General features: G+C 65.3%; 3 protein-coding genes and 1 pseudogene. 3 read left to right on the forward strand and 1 reads right to left on the reverse strand.

The window, feature by feature from the left end:
* Positions 1-151: 151 nt before the first annotated feature.
* Positions 152-1,713, forward strand: a pseudogene (locus EPO09_RS21720) (IS3 family transposase).
* A 91-nt stretch (positions 1,714-1,804) separates the two neighbouring features.
* Here the strand turns inward: EPO09_RS21720 and EPO09_RS21725 are convergent.
* Positions 1,805-2,980 carry an integrase core domain-containing protein gene (locus tag EPO09_RS21725; protein WP_290646620.1) on the reverse strand — a complete coding sequence of 392 codons (1,176 nt, stop codon included), beginning with the start codon at positions 2,978-2,980 and terminating at the stop codon, positions 1,805-1,807.
* 34 nt (positions 2,981-3,014) lie between these two features.
* On the opposite strand from EPO09_RS21725, the gene EPO09_RS21730 reads away from it, so the two are divergent.
* Together EPO09_RS21730 and EPO09_RS21735 are read left to right on the forward strand one after the other, a co-directional pair.
* Positions 3,015-3,173 (forward strand): hypothetical protein, encoded by a 159-nt coding sequence (locus EPO09_RS21730; RefSeq protein ID WP_290646621.1) that lies wholly within the window; start codon positions 3,015-3,017, stop codon positions 3,171-3,173.
* 24 nt (positions 3,174-3,197) lie between these two features.
* Positions 3,198-3,641, forward strand: coding sequence for a GNAT family N-acetyltransferase (locus EPO09_RS21735; protein ID WP_290646623.1), 444 nt, complete (start codon positions 3,198-3,200; stop codon positions 3,639-3,641).
* Positions 3,642-3,838 lie beyond the last annotated feature (197 nt).

Genomic DNA, 3,838 nt, shown 5'->3' on the forward strand with positions numbered 1-3,838 from the left:
CCGCCCGGAGCGAACGCTGCAGCGCAGCAAAGGAAGTTCAACGTCTTCCGCCAGGAGTACAACGAAGTACGGCCGCACGAGGCGTTCCCCCCGCGTCAGAATAGTTGTCGCCTCCATAGACGAACCCAGGGGGCGGCGATGAAGGACGGACTTGGCTCGATACGGACAGACATTCAAGGACAGAGCGGTGGCGCGGTTGCTGCCGCCGGAGAGCGCAGCGATCGACGTGGTTGCGCGAGACATCGGGATCGGGACGGACACCTTGGAGCGCTGGCGAGAGGATGCGCGGTCCAGGCCCGCCCGAGGGCGGGCCTGGACCGCGGCCGGCCGGCTTGAGGCGGTGGTCACCACGGCGGCGATGAACGAGGCCGACAAGAGCGCATGGTGTCGCTCGCACGGCGCGTACCCCGAGGAACTGGCCAAGTGGCGTGCGAGCGCCACGACCGCGCTGGCCGCGCCCGAGGAACTGCGGGCCAGCCCGCAGGCCACGCGGCACGATCGCAAGCGCATCAAGGAACTCGAGCGCGAGTTGCTGCGCAAGGACCGCGCGCTGGCCGAGACGGCGGCGCTGCTGGTGCTGTCAAAAAAAGTGCAGGCGATCTTCAACAAGGGAGAGGACGAATGATCGGCCTCGAGGATCGCCAACACCTGTCCCAAGACATCGGCGTTGCACATGCCGCTGGCGCACGGCTGCACCTGGCCTGCGAGGTCGCCGGCATCGACCTGCGCACCCTGCAGCGCTGGAAGGCCCACGAAGGCCTCACAGCGGGCGATGGCAGGCCGCAGGCGGTGCGCCTGCGGCCCAGCCATGCCCTGAGCAGTGCCGAGCGCGCCGAGCTCGTCCGCGTGGCCAACGAGCCGCGCTTCGCAGCGGTGCCACCAGCGCGCATCGTGCCCATGCTGGCCGACGGCGGCGTGTACCTGGCCAGCGAGTCCACCTTCAGCCGCGTGCTGCGCGATGAGGGGCAGGCAGCGCACCGCGGTCGCGCCAAGGAGCCCCGTGCCGTGCGAGCGCCGACCACCCACGTGGCCACCGCGCCGCGACAGGTGTGGTGCTGGGACATGACCTACCTGCCGGCCACGGTGATCGGCATGTGGTTCCACCTGTACCTGATCCTGGACCTGTACAGCCGCAAGATCGTGGGCTGGGAAGTGCACGCCACGGACGACAGCGTGCATGCGGCACACCTGGTGCGCCGCACGGCGCTGGCCGAAGGCATCGCCACGATGCTGAGCAAACCCGTGCTGCACGGCGACAACGGCTCCACGCTCAAGGCCACCACGGTGCTGGCGATGCTGTACTGGCTGGGCGTCAAGCCGTCGTACTCGCGGCCTCGCGTGAGCGATGACAACGCCTACGCCGAGTCGCTGTTCCGCACCGCCAAGTACCGCCCCGAGTTCCCGGCCAAGGGGTTCGCCGACCTCGACGCCGCTCGGACCTGGGCAGCTGAGTTCGTGCGCTGGTACAACGATGCGCACCGTCACAGCGGCATCCGCTACGTCACCCCTGGGCAGCGCCATTGCGGCCAGGATCACGCCATCCTCGCAGCTCGCCACGCGCTGTACCTCAAGGCCCGTGAGCGCAACCCAGCGCGCTGGTCAGGCGCGACACGCGACTGGACACCGACCGGCCCGGTCACCCTCAATCCCGAACGCGACTCGGTCATCACGGCGCACTCGACAGCAGACGATAGGCAGCCGCTGGCTGCATGAATGAGGCGACAACTACCTTGACGCGCGCCGGCCCCGGTTGTGCAATGTATTCATTGCATTACCCCGCTTGCTTGCGGCGGCGTGCTCGGCTTCACGCGCAGCGCCTGAAGCGTCCCATGTGATCTTCGATTCTCATGTGCCGCTCGTGCAGCCGCCCAAGCTTCATGACCCCGAAGTACACGTTCAGCAAGCCGTCGTCCACCACCTCCAAGCCCACGTGCTGCCCGACCAGGGCGCTGCTGACGTTGACCCACTGCTTGCGCCACCGGATCCCGCCGTTGGCGCTGACGTAGCGCACCTCAAAGCGGTCGGGGTAGACCATCTCCGGCAGCCGGCTGGGCATTGGCCGCGGTGAGCTCTGGTACACCTGCGCCGGCGTGCTCATCTCCAACGCCTCGTGCGGCCGTACTTCGTTGTACTCCTGGCGGAAGACGTTGAACTTCCTTTGCTGCGCTGCAGCGTTCGCTCCGGGCGGCTTGGTGGCCTCGGCCTTCAGGGTCCTGTGCATCCGCTCGTGGCGACCGTTTTGCTGCGGCTTGCCGGGCTCGCTGAGCTCGGGAAGAATCCCCAGCCGCAGCCACCACACCGACAGCTGGCTGAGCCTGCCCAGCGTGGCCGCCGCGAACGGACAACCGTTGTCGGTCTTGATCCGCCGAGGTAGTCCGTGCTCGTTGAACAGCCTGACGAAGACCGCCTTGGTGGGCTCCAGCAGCGTCCCCGTCAGGCCCTTGCACGCCAGCAAGTAGCGGCTGTAGTTGTCGGTCACCGTCAGTGGGTAGCTGTAGCTCGCGTCGCCCAGCCGGAACTGGCCTTTGAAGTCCGCGCTCCAGCTGTCGTTGGGGCAACTCACCACGCTGCTGGGCCGCCCAGGATGTCCGATGGCCCGCCGCCTGGGCTTGGCCGTGATCAGCCCGTTGCGCCTGAGCATGTCGCACACCGTGGACTCGTGCGGCAGCCTCAGTGCTGGCTGCTGCAGCCCCACCTGGTGCAGCAGCTTGCGCGCACCCCAGGTCGGGTGCAGCGCTCGCATCTGCATCAGCACCTGCTCCACCTCCAGGGGCGTCTTGTTGGCAATCACCCTGGCCGAATGGCTGCGATCCAGCACCCAGTCCGGGCCCTCCTTGAGGTACCGCTCGATCCACTTGTAGCCGCTCTTGCGGCTGATCCCGTACAGTGCACACAGGTCCACGACCGTGTGCGCCTTCCTCAGCCAGTCCGTGATGAACTGAATTCTCTGTTCCATGGCGTTGACATCTTTCCAGGGCATCGGGTCTCTCCTTGTGGAGACCAATCGTCCCTTTATGTGTCACCCATCCGCCCAGAGAAATCTGTCACCCATCCGCCCCGGTCGTACCGTGGCGCCGCCTAACCCGTCGCTCAAGCGGACACGCAACGGCATGTCACGCATGGCCTTCATTTCATTCTGGGCCATGCGCGCCACGCCGCTGCGTGCCGCTTAGCTCCAACGTTAGGCCCCACACAAAATGCCCTTCGTGCGCACGCGTGCTGCAACTCCAGACGATCTGGCGCTCACCTATGCCATCACCGAAGACGCGATGCGCGGCTACGTGGAACAGACCTGGGGCAAGTGGGACGAGGAAGAACAACTTCAGAAGCATCGAGCGAACTTCACGCCCGAGACGTGCAGGATCATCCTGGTCGAAGGCGAAGTAGCTGGGTTGTTTGTAGTTGAGAATTTTCCATCTCACGTATGGCTGGTGAAGCTCTACCTTTTGGCAGCGTACAGAGGTCAGGGCATCGGCTCAACGGTGCTTCAAACCGTTCAAGAAGATGCAAGAGTTCAGGGCAAGCCTGTCACACTTCGAGTGCTCAGAGTGAACAATCGAGCGCAAGCATTGTATGCAAGGCACGGCTTCAAGGTCACCGAAGAAACTGCGGAGCGTCTGCACATGGCAAGTGGGGCCTAACCCTTCGCTCAACCGGACCCGCAACAGCAGGCCAGCCTGCCCGCGCGGCGCCGTGCCTTATTCTGCGCCGCACGGGCAGGCTGCCCTGCTGCTGCGGGCCGGTTAGCTCAAACGTTAGGCGTCGCAAGAAGACACTTCCGCTACTCCATGAGCATCGAATACAAACTCCAATTCACTGTTCCCGGCGACTACGATCC

Origin of the sequence: Aquabacterium sp. (genome assembly GCF_004297345.1) — a bacterium.
Classification (GTDB): domain Bacteria; phylum Pseudomonadota; class Gammaproteobacteria; order Burkholderiales; family Burkholderiaceae_C; genus Aquabacterium.

Coding starts and splice junctions, on each gene's coding strand:
- EPO09_RS21725 (WP_290646620.1), bottom strand. CDS start 2,980: ATGCCCTGGAAAGATGTCAACGCCATGGAACAGAGAATTCAGTTCATC.
- EPO09_RS21730 (WP_290646621.1), top strand. CDS start 3,015: ATGTGTCACCCATCCGCCCAGAGAAATCTGTCACCCATCCGCCCCGGT.
- EPO09_RS21735 (WP_290646623.1), top strand. CDS start 3,198: ATGCCCTTCGTGCGCACGCGTGCTGCAACTCCAGACGATCTGGCGCTC.